Below are 17894 nucleotides of genomic sequence, written 5' to 3' on the forward strand. Positions count from 1 at the left end.
GTTGCGGGTGAGTTGTATTTGTCGGGTGTGCAGGTCGCTCGTGGGTATTTCGGGCGGGTGGATTTGTCGGCGGAGCGGTTTGTGGCGAATCCGTTCGGTGGGGTGGGTTCGCGGATGTATCGCACGGGGGATGTGGTGCGGTGGATCGGTGTGTCGGGTGAGCTCGAGTATGTCGGTCGTAGTGATTTTCAGGTGAAGTTGCGTGGTCAGCGGATCGAGTTGGGGGAGATCGAGTCTGCGGTTCGGGATCAGGTGGGTGTGGGTTCTGTGGTGGTGGTGGTGTGGCGTGATCAGTTGGTTGCGTATGTCACTGCTGCGGTGGGGTCTTCGGTTGATGTTGATGTGGTGAAGGTGGGTGTGGGGGAGCGGTTGGCGTCGTATATGGTGCCGTCGCAGTTTGTGGTGTTGGATGCGTTGCCGCTCAATGCTTCGGGGAAGTTGGATCGGAAGTTGTTGCCGGAGCCGGTGTTCGAGGTTGCGGTGTTCCGGGCTCCCACTACCGAAGCTGAACTACTTGTCGCAAGCGTCTTTTCGGAGATTCTCGGTGTCGAGCACATCGGAGCGGACGACAGCTTCTTCGAGTTGGGTGGCAACTCATTGGTCGCAGCGAGGGTTGCTGCTCGGCTGAGCGCAGCAGTTTCCGTGGAGGTCCCACTGCGACTCATCTTCGCTACTTCGACGGTCAGCGAACTTGCAGAACGAATTGCACTCGGAATTCGGGTGGGCTTCGATGCGAAAACCGATGATGCACTACGAACGCTTCTGCCGCTGAGAACGACAGGGAGCGATGTGCCGTTGTTCTGTGTTCATCCACTCGTTGGACTGGCGTGGCCTTTTGCGCCGTTGGCGGCTGTTGTGGACCGTTCGATTCCGCTTTATGGATTGCAGAGCCCTGTTCTGACTGATGAGGCATTCCAAGGACGATCCCTTGACGATTACGCGGATCGCTACGTGGATGAGATCACCCGGGTTCAGCAGTCAGGCCCGTACCGAATTCTCGGTTGGTCGCTCGGCGCGATCATTGCTCAAGCGGTTGCGGCGAAGATGGAGGAGCGAGGCGAGATCGTTGAGGCGTTGATCTTGCTGGACGGTTCGCCGGAAACACGCGACGAATCAGAGCACGCTGTCCAGGTGCGCGCTGAGTTGGCTGCAATGGGGATTGTCTTCGGCGAGAACGAAAAGCTCGATGAATTGTCGGTCGAAAGGTCTGCAGAGATCTTGACGGCTGTCGACGGAGAGAGAATCGGACTCGATGCGTCTGCGATCAAGCGGTTGCTCACAAGCATTGCGATTTCGGCGAAGCTGATCAACGCCCATCGGCCGCAGTCGTTCGGGGGGCCGATCACCTTCGTGAGTTCGTTGGATCGTTCGGACGCAAAGCAAGCCGATAAGGTTTGGGGTCCGTACGCGCAAGGAGAACTGACGGATGAATTGGTCGACGTTCACCACCTGGAGATGATGTCTCCTGAAGGCGTTCGCGCTATCGGGCTGATCATTGAGCGTGTGTTGCGCGGTGGCGCCGCTGATTGATCAACCGGCGTATACGAGCCTGGTCGGGCGACGGCCAGGCTCGTATGCTTCGCTCTTCGTGATTGGCCTTGTAGGAGGTCATGTTCACCCGTGACAGCGCACGCTTGTCGATCGGAGTTTGTCGAGCGTGCGATTTCGACCGCTGCGGCTGACCATCTCGACGTCTGGGGTAGCTATGCGCAGGGGATCGGCGTGAATTCCGGATCGAGCGCGGATTTTACGAGGTCCAACGAATGCGCGTCACGAACCAGCCCCGCATGCGAGGCAGTGTTGCCTGGGCATCCATCCTGGACCCAGACGTTGTTTACAACGGAATTGGGGCCTGCGGTAAGGAACGAAGCTTCCGGAGGGGTTGAAATCTGGTCGTGAGCGGTCGCGATTACGGTATATGTAACTCCCGGTTGGGTTTCCGAGCCCGCATTGAGCTCAGTCAACAGCGGTGTCCCTTGAAGTTGTTGAACACCGGCTGGTCCCCAAATCGCCTGAACCAAGAGGTCTCCAGGAAGCCCCATATCTGAGAGTTGTTTGGCGTTTGCTTGCAAGCCGCCGAAGGTCGTTCCGTGGTTGGTAGCGCCGAGGGTGACCAGAGAATGGACGGCGTTTTTCGACGGATCTTCCGGAGTCGAACCACCGTCGAACTTCAGGTACTGGCGAGCGACGACTCCCCCTTGGGAGTGGCCTACGAGATCCACCTGGCCTGCACCCGTATGACGGCGAACTGAATCAACGAAGGTTGCAAGCTCTTTCGCTGAAGTCGCAATGTCCCTGATACCCCATTGGAGAGCGTTGGGATTGAAGATTTCCCGTGCCCCTCCATAATTGAGAGCAAATACGCAGTAGCCGAGATCAGCAAGTTGCGGGGAAAGTTCAGCCCAGGTATCAACCATGTTCGCGGTTGTTCCATGGATGAGAACTACCGGACGAGGATGATCGGCGCTCGGAACGCAATTCCAGTTGTTGGAGCCCGCCGGCGATGGACCCATAGTCGCGAAACCAGGGCTGGGTTCTCGATCATCCGCCAGGGCACTAACTGAGGTGCCAGACAGCAGGAAACACGTTCCCAGTACGACCAGCATGATCCGAATGAACCGCACCGCTGATTCCTCCTATGAAGCTAATCGGTGCCTCGTGCTGGAGTTGAAGCCAGCACGAGGCACTTGAATCAGACGCCCAGAGACTGTGCGATGAATGGCCAGGACTTGTGTAGATCGTCTTGCCAGTATCCCCATGAATGGGTACCTGTTGGTCGGAAATCCACTACTGCCGGAATATTCAGTTCGAAGAGCCGCTTCGCCATGTTGGAGGTACACAGGTTGGTTGCAAGCTCGATCGGACTGCCGACAACGATCTGGTCGAACATCGCAGCGCGGCCGTCCTGGATGCGCGGATTAGCAGGGGTGTCATTGGGGAAACCGGGGAGCCCGCTGCCGGTGCTCATGTAAATCTGTGTGCCACGCAGCTTCTCAGCGTTCACAAGGGGGTCGTGTTCCCGCCAACCGGGGCCGTCGAACGGACCCCACATGTTCTGCACGTCGTCAACGCCGCCGATCCACTCCGTGGTGGTCTTGACGAACTGCTGGCCGAGCGGATCGCTGGTCTGAGCACACCCGCTGAATGCGGCAACGGAGTTGTAAAAACCTGGGTACTCGATCGCCAGGTTGAGCACAGAAGTACCCGACATCGAGATTGCTGCAATCGACTGTTCGCCATTGCTGCCAAGTTGCTTGTTCAGCAACGGGGGGAGCTCCTTACCCAGAAAAGTGCTCCACATGTTCTTACCAAGTTTCGGGTCTTCCTTCTGCCAGTCGGTGTAGTACGACAGGCGTCCACCAACTGGCGTCGCGACGTTGACGTTCTTGTCCTGGAAGAAGTCGACGACATCGGTCTGGTACTCCCAAGTAGCGGAATCTTGTCCACCACCGGCTCCGTTGAGCAAGTACAGGATGGGACGGGGCGCGGAGTCATCGGCAGGAGTGATGACCTGAATTGGAACAACGCGGTCCATCGACGCCGCGTATACATTCACGATCTTTTGGCGATCGTTCACTTGCTCGACTGAGACGACGTAAGAACCACTCGTGACGGGCTCCACCGAATCTCCGCCGCCCTGGTGAGTGACAGGCGACGCAGTTGCGATACCGGCCGGAACCAGAGCGCACACCATCGTCACCGCGGCGACACCGGTAGCGCGCCTCCACATGGACTGCCTTGTACGCGTCAAGTTAGATACCTCTCGTTGCGTGGCACGGGTACATCGATGCTCATCCCTGGTGCCACTTGTTTCTCGAACTGTGAAGTCGGTTTGCGGTCTGTATTCGTTACGACATCGCCGCGGCGCGTCGGTATCCCCGAATTGCTGGGTAGACGAAGACCAGAATCATGCCGATGGACCAGATCAGCGTCTTGACGAGGGGTTCCGCCACAGGACCGCCCAACGACAGCCCTCTCATCGTGTCGATAGCGACGGACATCGGTTGCTCTGCCACCACTGGTTGAAGCCACTTCGGGTAGGCCATCACAGGGACGAATCCGGAATTGAAGAACATCAATAGTGTGCACGAGATGGATACGATTTCGACGAGCGGCAAGTTGTCGGAGACAGTGGCCAGGGCCGTCACCATCATGGCAAAACCGACGCCGAAAATGACGGGCAACGCCAAGATCGCGAAGGCCGCCAGCGGACCTTGATTGAATCGGAACCCCAGCAGATAGCCGACGCCGAGAATCACGATTGACGTGAGAAGAACTCGGACTGCTTCTGCGATCATGCGTCCGACGAGACTCGAGGCGCGATGCGCGGGGAGCGTCCAGAATCGACTCAGCAGTCCGGACGCGCGTTCACCTTTGAGGCCGACGGCGCTCGCAATCGACCCGAACATAGCGCCTACGAGGATGATCAGTGGAACTGTCCCGAAAATACTCGACTGGCCGGTTGCTGCTGTAATCGAATTGCCCAATACGACCCGGAACATGAGCAACATGAATGCTGGGTATATGAGGGCTTGAATGGCCGTCGACGGATCTCGCAGCCAGGTGAGCAGCAGGCGTTTGGCCTGAATCCCACTGTGCACGACCAGCGCCTTGAACGAGTTCTCGGGGAGCGCTTTATCCGGGTAAGGGAAGTTGAACCCCTCGACCGGGCGGACTACAGCCATGAATCGATCTGTCGGTTCGTTCATGACCGCCTCATACTTGCCCAGAACGCGAGTGGCGCGAACACGACGATCAACCCGATAGTCCACGCAACGACGGGAAACAGGACGCTCCAGGTGACTCCGCCTTGTGCAAGATCACGCATGGCGAATGAAAACTGCGATACCGGTTGATTGCGTACAAACGGCCGAATCCACTCGGGAAAGCCGGTCTCGGGCGCAAAACCGCAGGACAACATCCCCAGAATCAACTGTGGCAATGTCAGCGCTTGACTGGTGGCCTGCGGGCTCTTCGACAATGAGCCGATGGCGTCACCAGCGAAGGACAGGCAGGTGCTGAACGCCAGGGCGACAGCGCAGAACAAGACGGCCTGCCCGACTCCGGCTGAGAATCGAAAACCGATCAAGTGGCCGAACGCCAATGCGGCAGCAAGCGAGACTGTTGATCTGACGAACCCACTGGATTGACGGGACAGCAGCGGGATCGGGCCGACGACCGGCATGGTTTTCATCCGGTTGCTGAAGCCGGTGATCGATTCGGTCGAAGACATTTGAGCAGCCGAGATCGATGTGAATGCCATCGCCTGCAGGACAATGATCGGCATCAAGAACTGCGCGTAGTTGATCCCTTGAAGTTGCATGACGAACTTCAAGGGAAGGTAGAACCCGATCGTGAAGATCAGCGGTGCGATGACTGCAACGAGCAGCTCATAGCGCTTGACCATCGATTTGACGGTGCGTGCAGTCAGCACCCACCACTGATTGATCGCTGATGGATGCGGTCGGCGGTGCTTTCCAACGCTTAAAGCCTCGGGGACTGCAATCTTGCTGCGACTTTCCCCGCGGACAGTCACTTGATCGACCCCGAATTTTGTAGTTGTCGTCACGGCGTCTCGCTTACGTGCTGTTCACCTGTGAGTGAAAGAAAGACGTCATCGAGTGACGGGCGACGAAGCGCGATGTCTGCAAGCGGAATCCGTGCGTGGTCCAGACGACGCAGCGCTTCGGAGAGGGTTCCTGCGCCGACAGGTGCGGGGATAGCGATGCGACCGCTTTCTTGTGCCAGATCGAATCTGAAGTCGCGGGGGACCAGATTGCCCAGGGCATGGACCGCATGAGGCAGCTGTTTGAGATCTGCGGGCACAATCTCGCAGAAGCTTGCGCCGGTTCGCGCCTTCAGTTGGTCAGCAGTCCCCTCAGCAATGACTGCGCCTTTGTCGATGACGATGATGTTGTCGCTCAGTAAATCTGCCTCTTCGAGGTACTGAGTTGTCAGGAGCACGGTGATTCCCTGCTCCTTCAGTGACTGGACCAGCGACCAGACGCTCTGCCGACTGCGCGGATCCAAGCCGGTGGTCGGCTCGTCGAGGAAAACGACCTCGGGGCGAACAACCAGGCCACACGCGATATCGATTCGTCGGCGCATACCGCCGGAGTAGTTCCTCACTACTCGAGATCCTGCTTCGACGAGGTCGAATTGAGAGAGCAGGTCGGCAGCGCGCACCTTCGCCGACATTCGGTCGAGACCCATCAACCTGCCGAACAGTTCGATGTTCTCCCGGCCGGTGAGTGAATCGTCCAGGGCGGCGAACTGCCCGGTCATCATGATGGAGCGTCGAACCTCGGGAGCATTGCGCACTACGTCGTAGCCAGCCACCATCGCGCGTCCACTGGTGGGACGAATGAGCGTGGAGAGGACCTTCACCGTCGTCGTCTTGCCTGCGCCGTTGGGACCTAAGATGCCGAGCACTGTCCCACGTGGGGCGGTGAAGTTGATCCCTCGCAGCGCGTGCACGTTCTTGAAGGACTTGTGTACGTCCTCCACTAGTACCGCTGCGTCCGTGGAAAAGGGCATCAACACTCCGCTGTCTGCATTGTCGGAACGGGCACGCGCTCCCGACGGGCGCACAGATGCCTTCTGTCTTCTATCCGTGATCTCCGCTCAGATGTTACCGGAGGGTCAAACCGACACTCGGGCAATCGGACGCGTGAGAGGGAGTATGTGGCTCCTGCCAGCAACTCTCACCTTCGATTTCACCTTGTGGCAAGAATCACAAATATTCTTTGTAACGTAAAGATCTCTTCTAATTGAACGAATGACCAAATAGATTTTCAGCGCATCTGCGCAGGTGGGTATTCGGTTGCGCGGACCGGAGGTCTTTGATTTGACCGGTGACGAAAGTCCCCCGATTCCTTCCGGTTGGTCCCCTGGGCCCGCTGCTCGATGTCTTGTGGAGAGATTCGCGATACCGTTGGGAAATGGCGAACGCGACGTTGTCGGTGGTTGTTCCGGCTTTTAATGAATCTGAATACATCGAAACGTGCATCGAAGCGCTCATTGCTCAAGGTGAATATGTCGACGAAATCATCATCGTTGACAATAATTCCTCGGACAACACTTCCGAGTTGATCAAGAAGTATCAAAGTAGTTGTCCCAAGGTTCGGCTTCTCAAAGAATCCCGCCCCGGGGTGGTGCATGCGAGAAACAAAGGGTTTGACGCGGCGAGTGGAGAAATTATCGGACGTATCGACGCGGATACGATCGTGGGGGAAGACTGGGCCGTTGCGGTTCACGAATTCTTCGAGCGTCGCGACGATTTCTCGGGCGTAACTGGCCTGACTTACCTTTATGAATCTCCGATCGCCGGCCTTCAGCGCCGATGGACGAATTGGCGACTCGGTCGCGGGGCTCAGGGGGCGGTTCGGCCCGTTGTTGCAGTTCCAGGCAGTAACATGGCGATGCGTCGGTCGGCTTGGTTGGCCGTTAGGGGTGCGGTCAGCGATCGAACCGACATTCATGAGGATATCGATCTATCCCTCTGCATGGCGCATGTTCGTTGCGCAGTGGGGCAGATCTCGAGCATGGCCGCAAAGGTTTCGGGTAGACGTGGAGTTAGTTCGCCGCGAGTGTATGCACGATATAATCGAGCATCGAAGAAAACCCTCGAGCATCATGGTGTATCGAATTGGAAGTTAACATTCTTGATTGCAGCAGACAGTATTCTGCATGCAATCTTGTGGCCTCTTTATCGAATTTATGACAAGGATTCCGGACAACTCTCGTCTCGGGTCTTGGGTCGGAGGCAGCGGGCGCGGGATCTTCCCGTCTTTTCTTGATAAATCCGTCCGGTATTTATTCGAGAACGCTCGTGTCTAGCTGAAAAATCGGGAGTGCCCGATAATTGCGGACTATTGCTGGTTCTCGTTCGTTGCGAACTATTTCTTTTATTGCACGGGATTAACTGGCAGAATATTTATCTGCAGCGATTGTTACTTCTGATGTAACTTGTAGCTTTTGGAGCAGGGACGTTATTCCACTGTAGTCCTGCACGAACAGTTCGTTGTGCGGTTCCAATGCGACATCGTCGAGCATCTTCCGTCCTCCAGGTATGGCTTCAATTTCCATGATTGCTCGCCACGCGCCGAAGTCGGTCCCGCTGAACGCACGCATTGCGTCCTCGAAACCTTCGAGTAGATAGCTGCGATCTCCACCACCCAGGGAATCCCAGACCAGGACGGCCAATTCCCCGGCAATCGAGGCATGGCAGTACTCGTCGCGAGCGTGCAGCCGGATTGTCGCGCGGTTGATCGACTGCACGCCCGGATCGTCCGAGATCAGGTCGAGGTATGCGGTGATCGACACCTCGGCGACGGTCATGAACGCCAACTGTGTCAGGGCAATCTTGCGAGGCCCCTCGGCTGCGTCGAGGGCTTGCGCCCGCGTGCGGACCGTCAGGACGTCGGGCAATGCCTTGGCCGGCAGCCCCCAGCCCCTGCCTCGACGGGTCGCTGAACTGGCATTGAAGTGCATGAGCGTGTGATATTGCTCGTCGACCATCGCCTGATTGACCGCCACTGCAGCCCAATCTCCGAGACCGACGTTAAGTCGGTCTTCGGCGAGAACGTCGAAGCCGGGATTGACGACGTACTTCTCGATGTCCATGACGTTCTTGTTGAACGCGATCCATGCCCAGGCTTGCAGGCGTTGCTTCTGCTCGGGGCTCAATGCCAGGTAGGTCGGATGCTCCGCGAACGGGAGAAGTGCTTCGGGGTAGTCGGACAGCGACGAATCGAAGAGATCGTCCAGTTCCGGTTCCGCCTTCTTCACGGTTGCCCGGCGCGCCCAATTGCTCGCAAGGCGGCGGACGATTGCACTCTCGACCGGATCGGAGGCGTCGTACTCCGGGAGGCTGGGCGGACTCACTCCAGGTCTCATCGTGCCCTACTCTCTGTGCCCTTCGGCGATCTCTCTGTGCCCTTCGGCAATGCGATCGAACAAGCTCTGGCACTCCGCGTTCAATTCGCCTGAGCGATTGTCGAGCGCTGCGTCGGCGGTTTTCATCAGCGTCGTGAAGTCGCCGAGGGTTTCGGCCGCCCTGTCCACCTGTGCGGTGGCATCGAACAGTGCTTTTCGTGTCGCACCTGCATACGGATTGCCCGCTTGCACGTCCCAGTACACCTCCGGCTCGCCGCCGGCTACACGCGCCAGGAGCGCGAGCAAGGCCCGATGCGGGGGAGGGGCGACCGCGAGGAGTTCGTCCGCGGAAACTCCGAGTTCGGCCAGGGCAGCGCCGAAAGCCAGCACCGACGCGTGTGTCAGAACCTGGGTAGCCGCAGCCAACCGGTCGTGACGATCGGCGTCCATCACCGCGACCGACGCTCCCCACGAGCGCACGATGCCGAGGAATCTGTCGGACTGCGGACCGCCGACGTACGGCACTGCGATGACGGCCCGACCGCGTGGCCCGAGCGACGGACGGAACATGGGGTTGAGTCCGAGGAACTCCCCTTCTCGGCCGGCGTCGGCGATTGCTGCGTCCATCCGCGATTTGACCGACAGCGTGTCCACAACGAGAGCGCCGGATGTCCGAAGGCTCGGTAGTGCGGCTAGAGCGACCCGTTCGGGAACCGCGAGCACGATGATGCGCGAGGACTCCACGTGCGCGAGGACTTGCTCACTGGGTTTCGTGATGTCTCCGACGACTACATCTCCGTCGGGATCGCTGCCTGCTGGGTCGACGACGGTGACGGTCGACCCCCCGGCGCGAAGCAGTTCGACGAACATGGATCCGACGGCACCCAGCCCGCCGACAACCGTCGCTGTGCCTGATGACGCCGTCATGGCTGGATCTACCCGCCGTACTCGAGGACCCGCGAGGACACCGCATCGAGCGCACGGAGCAGCGTGGACGCCTTGACCGTGGTCTCGTCGAATTCTTCTTCCGGATCGGACAACGCCGTGATGGCACCGCCGATTCCGAAGGTCACGCCGCTCTCGGTGCAGACCAGCGACCGGATCACGATCGAGAGGTCCGCGGCGCCACCGAGCGCGAAGTACCCGATCGATCCCGAGTAGACCCCACGTGGGCCTGATTCGAGGCGGTCGATGATCTCCATCGTCCGTACCTTCGGGGCGCCGGTCATCGATCCACCGGGGAACGCGGCACGCACACAGTCCACCGCCGACGACCCCGGACTCAGGTGTCCGCGCACCGTCGACACCATTTGGTGAACGGACGAGTACGACTCGATCGCGAACAGCCTCGGAACGTGGACACTTCCCGGAACGCAGACCTTGGTGAGGTCGTTGCGGGTGAGGTCCACGATCATCAGGTTCTCGGCGCGGTCCTTCTCGCTGTCGAGCAGGTCCTGCCGTAGGGCAGCATCACGCGCTCGGGTGACGCCGCGCGGGCGGGTCCCTTTGATCGGCTTGGACTCGACGTTGCCGGCCGAGTCGACACGAAGGAACCGCTCAGGCGAGGCCGAGACCACCGAGATACCGGTGAAGTCGAGAAGTGCGCTGTACGGCGTCGGATTGATCGAGCGCAGATACTCGAACGCCTGCTGTGCATCGATCGTCTCGTCGACGCTCGCCATGTTGGTCAGACACACCTCGTAGGACTCACCTGCCCGGATCTCCGAGAGGGCCGTTCCGATCAACGACAGGTACTGATCGCGATCATGCCGAAGGCGAGCCTGCGTCCAGACGGTGTCGCTGATCAGCGGAACGGGGGTGCGTTCCGGAAGGTCCGCGCCGATCCGCGCCAGGGTGTCGACGGTCGATTCGAGCCAATCGTCATAGCCGGCGTCCCGGACTTTCTCGCGCAACCTCAAAACGTGAGTGCGGCCCGCGGTGTGATCGATGACGACGGCGCGATCGGCAAACACCAGAGCGGCATCAGGAGTGGGTGCCGGATGGACTGCCCTTCCTCCGGTCTGTGCTTTCAGTTCGTAGCCGAGGTAGCCCACGTAGCCGAGGTTGAAGTCGAGTTCCGGATGCGAGGGCACGAAGCGTGTCGAGAGTTGTGCGTCCAAGTAATCGAAGAAAGGAACTCGAATGTGCTCGTCGGACAAGCCTTTTCGGCTGACAGTCAGTACCTCGGCTTGCACGTCGTACGTGATGAACTCGGCCAGCGGCCCCGACGAATCGCCGAGAATCGAAAAGCGCGCACTCGGCTCTGCGGTTGCCGCGCGGTCCAGCCAGAACGCGTTCGGGCCGTCGGCGAACAGTGCTGCATAGGCCGCCGACGGGTCCACTGCAAAATCGAGAGTCACGTCGTCGACGTCGTAGTTGATCGCCGGCCGCAGGTCGGGTGTTTGCGGAACAGGTTCGGGTCGGATCACCGAATCCAGAGTGCGTCCGACGGACAGATCGCGGAAGTTCGCGAGCAAATCTATGCCGAACTCGGTGCTGATGGACTCCGGATGGAACTGAACTCCCCACATCGGCTTGGTCCGGTGCCGGACACCCATGAGCAGACCGTCGGACGTCCACGCGGTACGAACGAAGGCGTTCGGCAGATTCTCGACGGTCAACGAGTGGTAGCGAACAGCTCGGAACGGCGACGGAAGTCCGGCAAAGATGCCCGAACCGTCGTGATCGATCAGCGAAATTCGGCCGTGCATCGGGACGGGCGCAACCACCACGTCCGCGCCGAACAACTCGCACAGGCCCTGGTGGCCGAGACAGACACCGAGAAGTGGGAGAGGCGCTTCTTCGATGAAACGGCGGCTGATTCCGAAATCACGGTCGCGATCCGGCCGGCCGGGACCTGGGGAGATGACCACGTTGTCGTACGACGCGAGATCGAGGGAATCCCAATCCGCGTCGTTGCGGACCACGGTCGGCACAACCCCGTTGACCTCGGTCAACAGGGTGAACAGGTTGTAGGTGAACGAGTCGTAATTGTCCACCAGAAGGGTGCGGGAACTCATGTCGATGATCCTGATCTCGGTCCGACGGATTCCCGAACAGTGTCCTCCTCCTCAACAGGTGCGTTGATCACCAGGTCTTCGAGTCGACAGGTCTCGGCAATCATCAGCTCGTACAGGGCGTTGAAGAAGTCGGGGGAGAGGTCGTGTCTACGGGCGAATTCACGCGCCCGCTCCTGCACGAGGCGGACACGGCCGGGTTGCATCATCGGAACCTCGCGGGAGCGCTTCCACTCGCCGATGCGCAGGCAGAGTTCCAGCCGCTGCCGCACCGTCTCGAGAAGTAGAGCGTCGATGGCGTCGAGGTCGCGCCGGAAGCTGTCCAATCCCTCGGCCTCGTCCGGATACGACGAGGTCTGCGTGCCTGCTTCGGAACTCGTTGTGGTCAAGAACTCTTCCACGAGGCCTCCCGGTGCTCGGCGTGACGCGAGGTCGACAATGTGGTGCCCGGAACGCAACCCACCTCCGGACACCGGCACCCCGACCGACCATCGCCGTTCGGGGAGGTGTTCCACGATCGTCATTCGCCGAAACCTGCGGTGGTGCCTAATTCTGCGAAACCTGATTGGCGGGCGAATCAGGTTGCGATGCAGGCGGGTTCGTGAGTGCCTACTTGGGGGAGACCCAGGTGGTGATTTGGGCGTGGACTACTTCCTTGCCGCCCCGGTCGAAGATCGAGATGGGAACGAGAAGTTCCGTGCCACTCTCGATCGCCGCGAAGTCCGGCAAAGTCTCGAGTCGGGCGACCGCCCGCAGGCCGGTCTCGGCCTTGGCGAGGTAGTCGACCTTCATCGACTTGGGGATCCAGCGGTGCGAGTTCGGAACCGTCGCTTCGCTCAGCATGCCCATCGCGACCTCCGCGAGGTTGCAGGCAGCGATCGCGTGGAAAGTGCCGAGATGATTGTGGACGCCCCACCATTTGGGGGAGCGGACCTCGCAGAGCCCTGGTTCCAACTTGGTCACCCGGGGGAGAACAGAGGCGAAATAGGGCACGCGAATGGACATCGCCGCCGAGAAAACTGCATGTCCGAGGGCGTTGTCCGGCAATTTCTGCCATCCGCGATAGGTAGGGCTGGAGGTAGTCATAGGCGTATCTTACTTCTGAGTAAGGTTGTTGTCGCGCAGCTCACTCGGAATAGGCAGTTTGGGGGAGTTGAGGATTTGGGCCAGGTACGGCATACTGGTCGGGTTGCCTTGTCCGGGACGCGGTCGATTGCGGCCGTGATCGGGTAAGGGTAAGACGTCACAGACGATCGATCGCAGATCCCGTCAGGGTAATCGGGTCAACGACTGTGACCATGCAAGACGAGAAGTAATGCAGGACGGAAGCAGTACCTACTTTGTGTTCGACATCGAACACGTCCGGTACGCATCACGCGCCAGATAATCGAAAGATTGTCCGGCGCAGGATGAGTGAGAAGGCGACACGCCCGACCGCGTGTACCGGAGAACAATGACAAACGAACAGCGGCAGCAGATCCTGATCTCGATCCGAATCTCGGTAGTCCCGAGAACTTGGACTTGGTCCCGATCGCTTCAGTGTTCGTCGTGTCATCGTCCAGGCAAGGACTGTGCAGACGAGGTAGCTCGAGCCTGACCAGGCGGGCTACGAAACGCGGCAAGAAAAGGACACTAAGCGTGGCGGGACAAAAGATCCGCATCAGGCTCAAGGCCTACGACCACGAGGCGATCGACGCGTCAGCGCGCAAGATCGTCGAGACGGTAACCCGTACGGGTGCCCGCGTCGTTGGACCTGTGCCGTTGCCGACCGAGAAGAACGTATATTGCGTCATCCGCTCGCCGCACAAGTACAAGGACTCGCGCGAGCACTTCGAGATGCGTACTCACAAGCGGCTGATCGACATTCTCGACCCGACGCCGAAGACGGTTGACGCGCTCATGCGCATCGACCTTCCGGCCAGTGTCGACGTGAACATTCAGTGACGGCGGAGACAAAAACAATGACTGATACCAAGATCAAGGGAATCCTGGGCACCAAGCTCGGCATGACCCAGGTCTTCGACGAGAACAACCGGGTTGTCCCGGTCACCGTCGTGAAGGCTGGGCCGAACGTCGTAACCCAGATCCGTACCGAAGAGCGTGACGGCTACAGCGCCGTTCAGCTCGCGTTCGGCGCCATCGACCCGCGCAAGGTGAACAAGCCGACTTCCGGCCAGTTCACCAAGGCTGGTGTGACCCCGCGTCGCCACGTAGTGGAGCTCCGCGTTGCGGACACCTCCGACTACGAGGTCGGCCAGGAGCTCACCGCCGAGGTCTTCGAGGACGGCGCATACGTCGACGTCACCGGAACCAGCAAGGGCAAGGGCTTCGCCGGAACCATGAAGCGTCACGGCTTCAAGGGACAGGGCGCGTCGCACGGTACCCAGGCTGTTCACCGCCGCCCGGGCTCCATCGGTGGCTGTGCAACTCCCGGCCGCGTGTTCAAGGGCATGCGCATGTCCGGACGCATGGGTAGCGACCGCATCACGACGCAGAACCTCTCGGTCCACAAGGTGGATGCAGAGAACGGCCTGCTGCTGATCAAGGGTGCGATCCCCGGCCGCAAGGGCGGCCTCGTGATCGTCAAGAGTGCAGTGAAGGGTGGTGCACGGGCATGACCAGCACCGAGACCAAGTTGACCCTGGACGTCAAGGTCGCCGGCGGCAAGACCAACGGCACCGTCGATCTCCCCGCTGAGATCTTCGACGCTCCGGCCAACATCGCGCTTCTCCATCAGGTTGTCGTCGCGCAGCTCGCAGCTGCTCGTCAGGGAACCCACTCCACCAAGACCCGCGGCGACGTCCGCGGCGGTGGCAAGAAGCCGTACCGCCAGAAGGGCACCGGCCGCGCACGCCAGGGCTCGACTCGCGCACCGCAGTTCGTCGGCGGCGGAACCGTTCACGGCCCGCAGCCGCGTGACTACAGCCAGCGCACCCCCAAGAAGATGAAGGCAGCCGCTCTTCGCGGAGCCCTCTCTGACCGCGCACGCAACGAGCGCATCCACGTCATCACCGAACTGGTTGCAGGGCAGACGCCTTCGACCAAGGGCGCAATCGCGTTCCTCGGCGAGATTTCGGATCGCAAGAAGCTGCTGCTCGTCGTGGGTCGCCAGGATGTAGCCGCTTGGAAGAGCGTGCAGAACCTGGAAGGCGTGCATCCCATTGCACCCGACCAGCTCAACACCTACGACGTGCTCAATGCAGACGATGTCGTGTTCAGCGTCGAGGCACTCAACGCGTTCATCCACGGGCCCGCAGAGAGCGCTCAGAACAAGGAGGACGCCAAGTGAGCACCATCGCTGACCCCCGCGACATCCTGCTCGCTCCGGTCATCTCCGAGAAGTCCTACGGACTGATCGAGGAAGGCACCTACACCTTCCTGGTGCACCCGGACTCGAACAAGACGCAGATCAAGATTGCCGTCGAGAAGGTCTTCGGCGTCAAGGTGACCAGCGTCAACACCGCCAACCGTCAGGGCAAGCGTAAGCGGACCCGATTCGGTTACGGCAAGCGCAAGGACACCAAGCGCGCGCTCGTGACCCTGTCCGCTGACAGCAAGCCCATCGAGATCTTCGGAGGACCGGTCGCGTAAGCGCCGGGACTTGACGAGACATAGAGGACGAGAAGACTCATGGCAATCCGTAAGTACAAGCCGACAACACCGGGCCGTCGTGGCTCGAGCGTCTCGGACTTCGCCGAGATCACTCGGTCGACCCCCGAGAAGTCGCTGGTTCGCCCGCTGCACGGTCGCGGTGGACGTAACGCACACGGTCGTATCACCACCCGTCACAAGGGTGGCGGACACAAGCGTGCATACCGACTGATCGATTTCCGTCGCAACGACAAGGACGGCATCCCGGCAAAGGTCGCTCACATCGAGTACGACCCCAACCGCACAGCAAACATCGCACTCCTGCATTACGCAGACGGTGAGAAGCGCTACATCATCGCCCCCAAGGGCCTGGTGCAGGGTTCACCGGTCGAGTCCGGTGCAGGCGCCGACATCAAGCCGGGCAACAACCTGCCGCTGCGCAACATCCCGACTGGTACCACCATCCACGGTGTGGAACTGCGTCCCGGCGGCGGAGCCAAGATGGCTCGTTCCGCAGGCGCCAGTATCCAGCTCCTCGGTAAGGAAGGCAGCTACGCCACGCTGCGTATGCCTTCCGGTGAAATCCGTCGCGTCGACGTGCGCTGCCGCGCATCCGTCGGCGAGGTCGGCAACGCCGAGCAGTCGAACATCAACTGGGGCAAGGCCGGCCGTATGCGTTGGAAGGGCAAGCGCCCGACCGTTCGTGGTGTCGTGATGAACCCGGTCGACCACCCGCACGGTGGCGGCGAGGGCAAGACCTCAGGTGGACGCCACCCGGTCAGCCCGTGGGGTAAGCCTGAAGGCCGTACCCGCAAGAACAAGGCAAGCGACAAGATGATCGTCCGTCGCCGCCGCACCGGCAAGAACAAGCGCTAGGAGGGAGTGAAGGATGCCACGCAGCCTTAAGAAGGGCCCGTTCGTCGATGACCACCTCCTCGCGAAGGTGGATGTACAGAACGAAAAGGGAACCAAGCAGGTCATCAAGACCTGGTCCCGTCGTTCGACAATCATCCCGGACTTCATCGGCCACACGTTTGCAGTTCACGACGGCCGCAAGCACGTCCCCGTGTTCGTTTCCGACTCCATGGTCGGACACAAGCTCGGAGAGTTTGCACCGACCCGCACGTTCAAGGGTCACATCAAGGATGATCGGAAGGCGAAGAGGCGATGAGCAACACCGAAACCGCCAACCCGACTGCCAAGGCTGTAGCGAAGCACGTTCGCGTTACGCCGATGAAGGCACGTCGAGTTGTGGACCTGGTCCGCGGGCGCTCGGTTGAAGACGCCCTGAACATCCTGAAGTTCGCGCCGCAGGCAGCGAGCGAGCCGGTCGCCAAGGTGATCGCCTCCGCAGCAGCCAACGCCGAGAACAACCTCGACCTCGACCCCAGCACGCTTGTCGTTGCTACGGCGTTCGTGGACGAGGGCGCGACCCTCAAGCGGTTCCAGCCGCGTGCACAGGGACGTGCGTTCCGTATTCGCAAGCGCACCAGTCACATCACCGTGATCGTGGAGAGCCTGCCGAAGACCGGAACATCGACCCGTAATCGCCGGAAGGGAAGTGCTCAGTAGTGGGCCAGAAAATCAACCCGCACGGCTTCCGTCTCGGCATCACCACCGACTGGAAGTCTCGCTGGTACGCAGACAAGCAGTACGCGGAGTACGTCAAGGAAGACGTCGCGATCCGTAAGCTCCTCGCCACCGGCATGGAGCGCGCAGGAATCGCGAAGGTCGAAATCGAGCGCACCCGTGACCGTGTTCGCGTGGACATCCACACTGCACGTCCGGGCATCGTCATCGGCCGCCGCGGCGCCGAAGCCGATCGCATCCGCTCCGAGCTCGAGAAGCTGACCGGCAAGCAGGTTCAGCTGAACATCCTCGAGGTCAAGAACGCAGAAGCTGAAGCACAGCTCGTCGCACAGGGTGTGGCCGAGCAGCTCTCGAACCGCGTTGCCTTCCGTCGTGCAATGCGCAAGGCCATCCAGTCGGCCATGCGTCAGCCCAACGTCAAGGGAATCCGCGTTCAGTGCTCCGGTCGTCTCGGCGGCGCCGAGATGTCCCGGTCGGAGTTCTACCGCGAAGGCCGTGTGCCGCTGCACACGCTTCGTGCGGACATCGACTACGGCCTCTACGAGGCCAAGACCACCTTCGGTCGCATCGGCGTCAAGGTCTGGATCTACAAGGGCGACATCGTCGGTGGCAAGCGTGAGCTCGCCGCCAACACGGCCGCACCGGCCGGGGATCGCCCGCGTCGTGAGCGTCCGAGCCGTCCGCGTCGTTCCGGTGCCACCGGTACCACTGCGACCAGCACCGAGGCCGGCCGCGCAGCGACCGCAACCGCCGATGCTCCCGCAACTGAACAGAATCAGGAGGGCTGACGCATGTTGATCCCACGGCGGGTCAAGCACC

Annotated in this window: 20 protein-coding genes; 10 read left to right on the forward strand and 10 right to left on the reverse strand. The window is 60.4% G+C overall.

What is annotated here, in order from left to right; translation table 11 throughout:
- The coding region (locus tag ACYP01_RS05905; RefSeq protein ID WP_459678896.1) for a thioesterase domain-containing protein at positions 1-1530 on the forward strand (1530 nt) is incomplete at its 5' end.
- A 173-nt stretch (positions 1531-1703) separates the two neighbouring features.
- On the opposite strand, the gene ACYP01_RS05910 is transcribed toward ACYP01_RS05905, so the two are convergent.
- The 5 genes from ACYP01_RS05910 to ACYP01_RS05930 all read right to left on the reverse strand — a co-directional run bounded on the left by ACYP01_RS05910 (position 1704) and on the right by ACYP01_RS05930 (position 6537).
- The gene (locus ACYP01_RS05910) at positions 1704-2606 is read right to left on the reverse strand and encodes an esterase/lipase family protein (protein ID WP_064443511.1); all 903 of its coding nucleotides are present in this window, start codon (positions 2604-2606) and stop codon (positions 1704-1706) included.
- 86 nt (positions 2607-2692) lie between these two features.
- Entirely contained in the window at positions 2693-3730 is a 1038-nt protein-coding gene (locus ACYP01_RS05915) for an alpha/beta hydrolase (RefSeq protein WP_058039005.1), read from the reverse strand.
- A gap of 118 nt (positions 3731-3848) precedes the next feature.
- A complete protein-coding gene (locus tag ACYP01_RS05920) occupies positions 3849-4709 on the reverse strand; it encodes an ABC transporter permease (RefSeq protein WP_058039006.1) in 861 nt (286 codons plus the stop codon).
- Positions 4706-5569 carry an ABC transporter permease gene (locus tag ACYP01_RS05925; RefSeq protein ID WP_054781949.1) on the reverse strand — a complete coding sequence of 288 codons (864 nt, stop codon included), beginning with the start codon at positions 5567-5569 and terminating at the stop codon, positions 4706-4708. The genes ACYP01_RS05920 and ACYP01_RS05925 overlap by 4 nt, the downstream gene beginning before the upstream one ends.
- Entirely contained in the window at positions 5566-6537 is a 972-nt protein-coding gene (locus ACYP01_RS05930) for a daunorubicin resistance protein DrrA family ABC transporter ATP-binding protein (protein WP_020969036.1), read from the reverse strand. The genes ACYP01_RS05925 and ACYP01_RS05930 overlap by 4 nt, the downstream gene beginning before the upstream one ends.
- A gap of 404 nt (positions 6538-6941) precedes the next feature.
- Between ACYP01_RS05930 and ACYP01_RS05935 the strand changes: the two genes are divergently transcribed.
- Complete coding sequence (locus ACYP01_RS05935; RefSeq protein ID WP_058039007.1) at positions 6942-7799, forward strand: glycosyltransferase family 2 protein; 858 nt, start codon at positions 6942-6944, stop codon at positions 7797-7799.
- Positions 7800-7920: 121 nt separating this feature from the next.
- Here ACYP01_RS05935 and ACYP01_RS05940 read toward each other — a convergent pair whose 3' ends face one another.
- The 5 genes from ACYP01_RS05940 to ACYP01_RS05960 form a co-directional block, all read right to left on the reverse strand.
- Positions 7921-8898, reverse strand: coding sequence for a diiron oxygenase (locus ACYP01_RS05940; RefSeq protein WP_065455192.1), 978 nt, complete (start codon positions 8896-8898; stop codon positions 7921-7923).
- A 6-nt stretch (positions 8899-8904) separates the two neighbouring features.
- Positions 8905-9804, reverse strand: a complete 900-nt coding sequence (locus ACYP01_RS05945; RefSeq protein ID WP_065455191.1) for a prephenate dehydrogenase dimerization domain-containing protein — start codon at positions 9802-9804, stop codon at positions 8905-8907.
- 8 nt (positions 9805-9812) lie between these two features.
- The gene (pabB, locus tag ACYP01_RS05950) at positions 9813-11897 is read right to left on the reverse strand and encodes an aminodeoxychorismate synthase component I (RefSeq protein ID WP_007728560.1); all 2085 of its coding nucleotides are present in this window, start codon (positions 11895-11897) and stop codon (positions 9813-9815) included.
- The gene (locus ACYP01_RS05955; protein WP_019747551.1) at positions 11894-12418 is read right to left on the reverse strand and encodes a chorismate mutase family protein; all 525 of its coding nucleotides are present in this window, start codon (positions 12416-12418) and stop codon (positions 11894-11896) included. The genes pabB and ACYP01_RS05955 overlap by 4 nt, the downstream gene beginning before the upstream one ends.
- A gap of 85 nt (positions 12419-12503) precedes the next feature.
- Entirely contained in the window at positions 12504-12980 is a 477-nt protein-coding gene (locus ACYP01_RS05960; RefSeq protein WP_459678899.1) for a hotdog fold domain-containing protein, read from the reverse strand.
- 552 nt (positions 12981-13532) lie between these two features.
- On the opposite strand from ACYP01_RS05960, the gene rpsJ reads away from it, so the two are divergent.
- Genes rpsJ through rpsC form a run of 8 tightly spaced genes read left to right on the forward strand, consistent with a single transcriptional unit; the run spans position 13533 to position 17863 of the window.
- Entirely contained in the window at positions 13533-13838 is a 306-nt protein-coding gene (gene rpsJ / locus ACYP01_RS05965; protein ID WP_003938093.1) for a 30S ribosomal protein S10, read from the forward strand.
- A gap of 17 nt (positions 13839-13855) precedes the next feature.
- A complete protein-coding gene (gene rplC / locus ACYP01_RS05970) occupies positions 13856-14512 on the forward strand; it encodes a 50S ribosomal protein L3 (RefSeq protein ID WP_003940826.1) in 657 nt (218 codons plus the stop codon).
- The gene (gene rplD, locus ACYP01_RS05975; RefSeq protein WP_003940723.1) at positions 14509-15183 is read left to right on the forward strand and encodes a 50S ribosomal protein L4; all 675 of its coding nucleotides are present in this window, start codon (positions 14509-14511) and stop codon (positions 15181-15183) included. The genes rplC and rplD overlap by 4 nt, the downstream gene beginning before the upstream one ends.
- Positions 15180-15485, forward strand: a complete 306-nt coding sequence (gene rplW, locus ACYP01_RS05980; protein ID WP_003940990.1) for a 50S ribosomal protein L23 — start codon at positions 15180-15182, stop codon at positions 15483-15485. The genes rplD and rplW overlap by 4 nt, the downstream gene beginning before the upstream one ends.
- 39 nt (positions 15486-15524) lie before the next feature.
- On the forward strand, positions 15525-16361 hold the full coding sequence (gene rplB / locus ACYP01_RS05985) for a 50S ribosomal protein L2 (protein WP_003940895.1): 837 nt from the start codon (positions 15525-15527) through the stop codon (positions 16359-16361).
- A 13-nt stretch (positions 16362-16374) separates the two neighbouring features.
- Complete coding sequence (gene rpsS, locus ACYP01_RS05990) at positions 16375-16656, forward strand: 30S ribosomal protein S19 (protein ID WP_003940820.1); 282 nt, start codon at positions 16375-16377, stop codon at positions 16654-16656.
- Positions 16653-17057, forward strand: a complete 405-nt coding sequence (gene rplV, locus ACYP01_RS05995; RefSeq protein WP_003940717.1) for a 50S ribosomal protein L22 — start codon at positions 16653-16655, stop codon at positions 17055-17057. Before rpsS ends, rplV begins: the two co-directional genes overlap by 4 nt.
- Complete coding sequence (gene rpsC, locus ACYP01_RS06000; protein WP_003941003.1) at positions 17057-17863, forward strand: 30S ribosomal protein S3; 807 nt, start codon at positions 17057-17059, stop codon at positions 17861-17863. The genes rplV and rpsC overlap by 1 nt, the downstream gene beginning before the upstream one ends.
- Positions 17864-17894 lie beyond the last annotated feature (31 nt).

The organism is Rhodococcus sp. no. 34 (assembly GCF_054589475.1).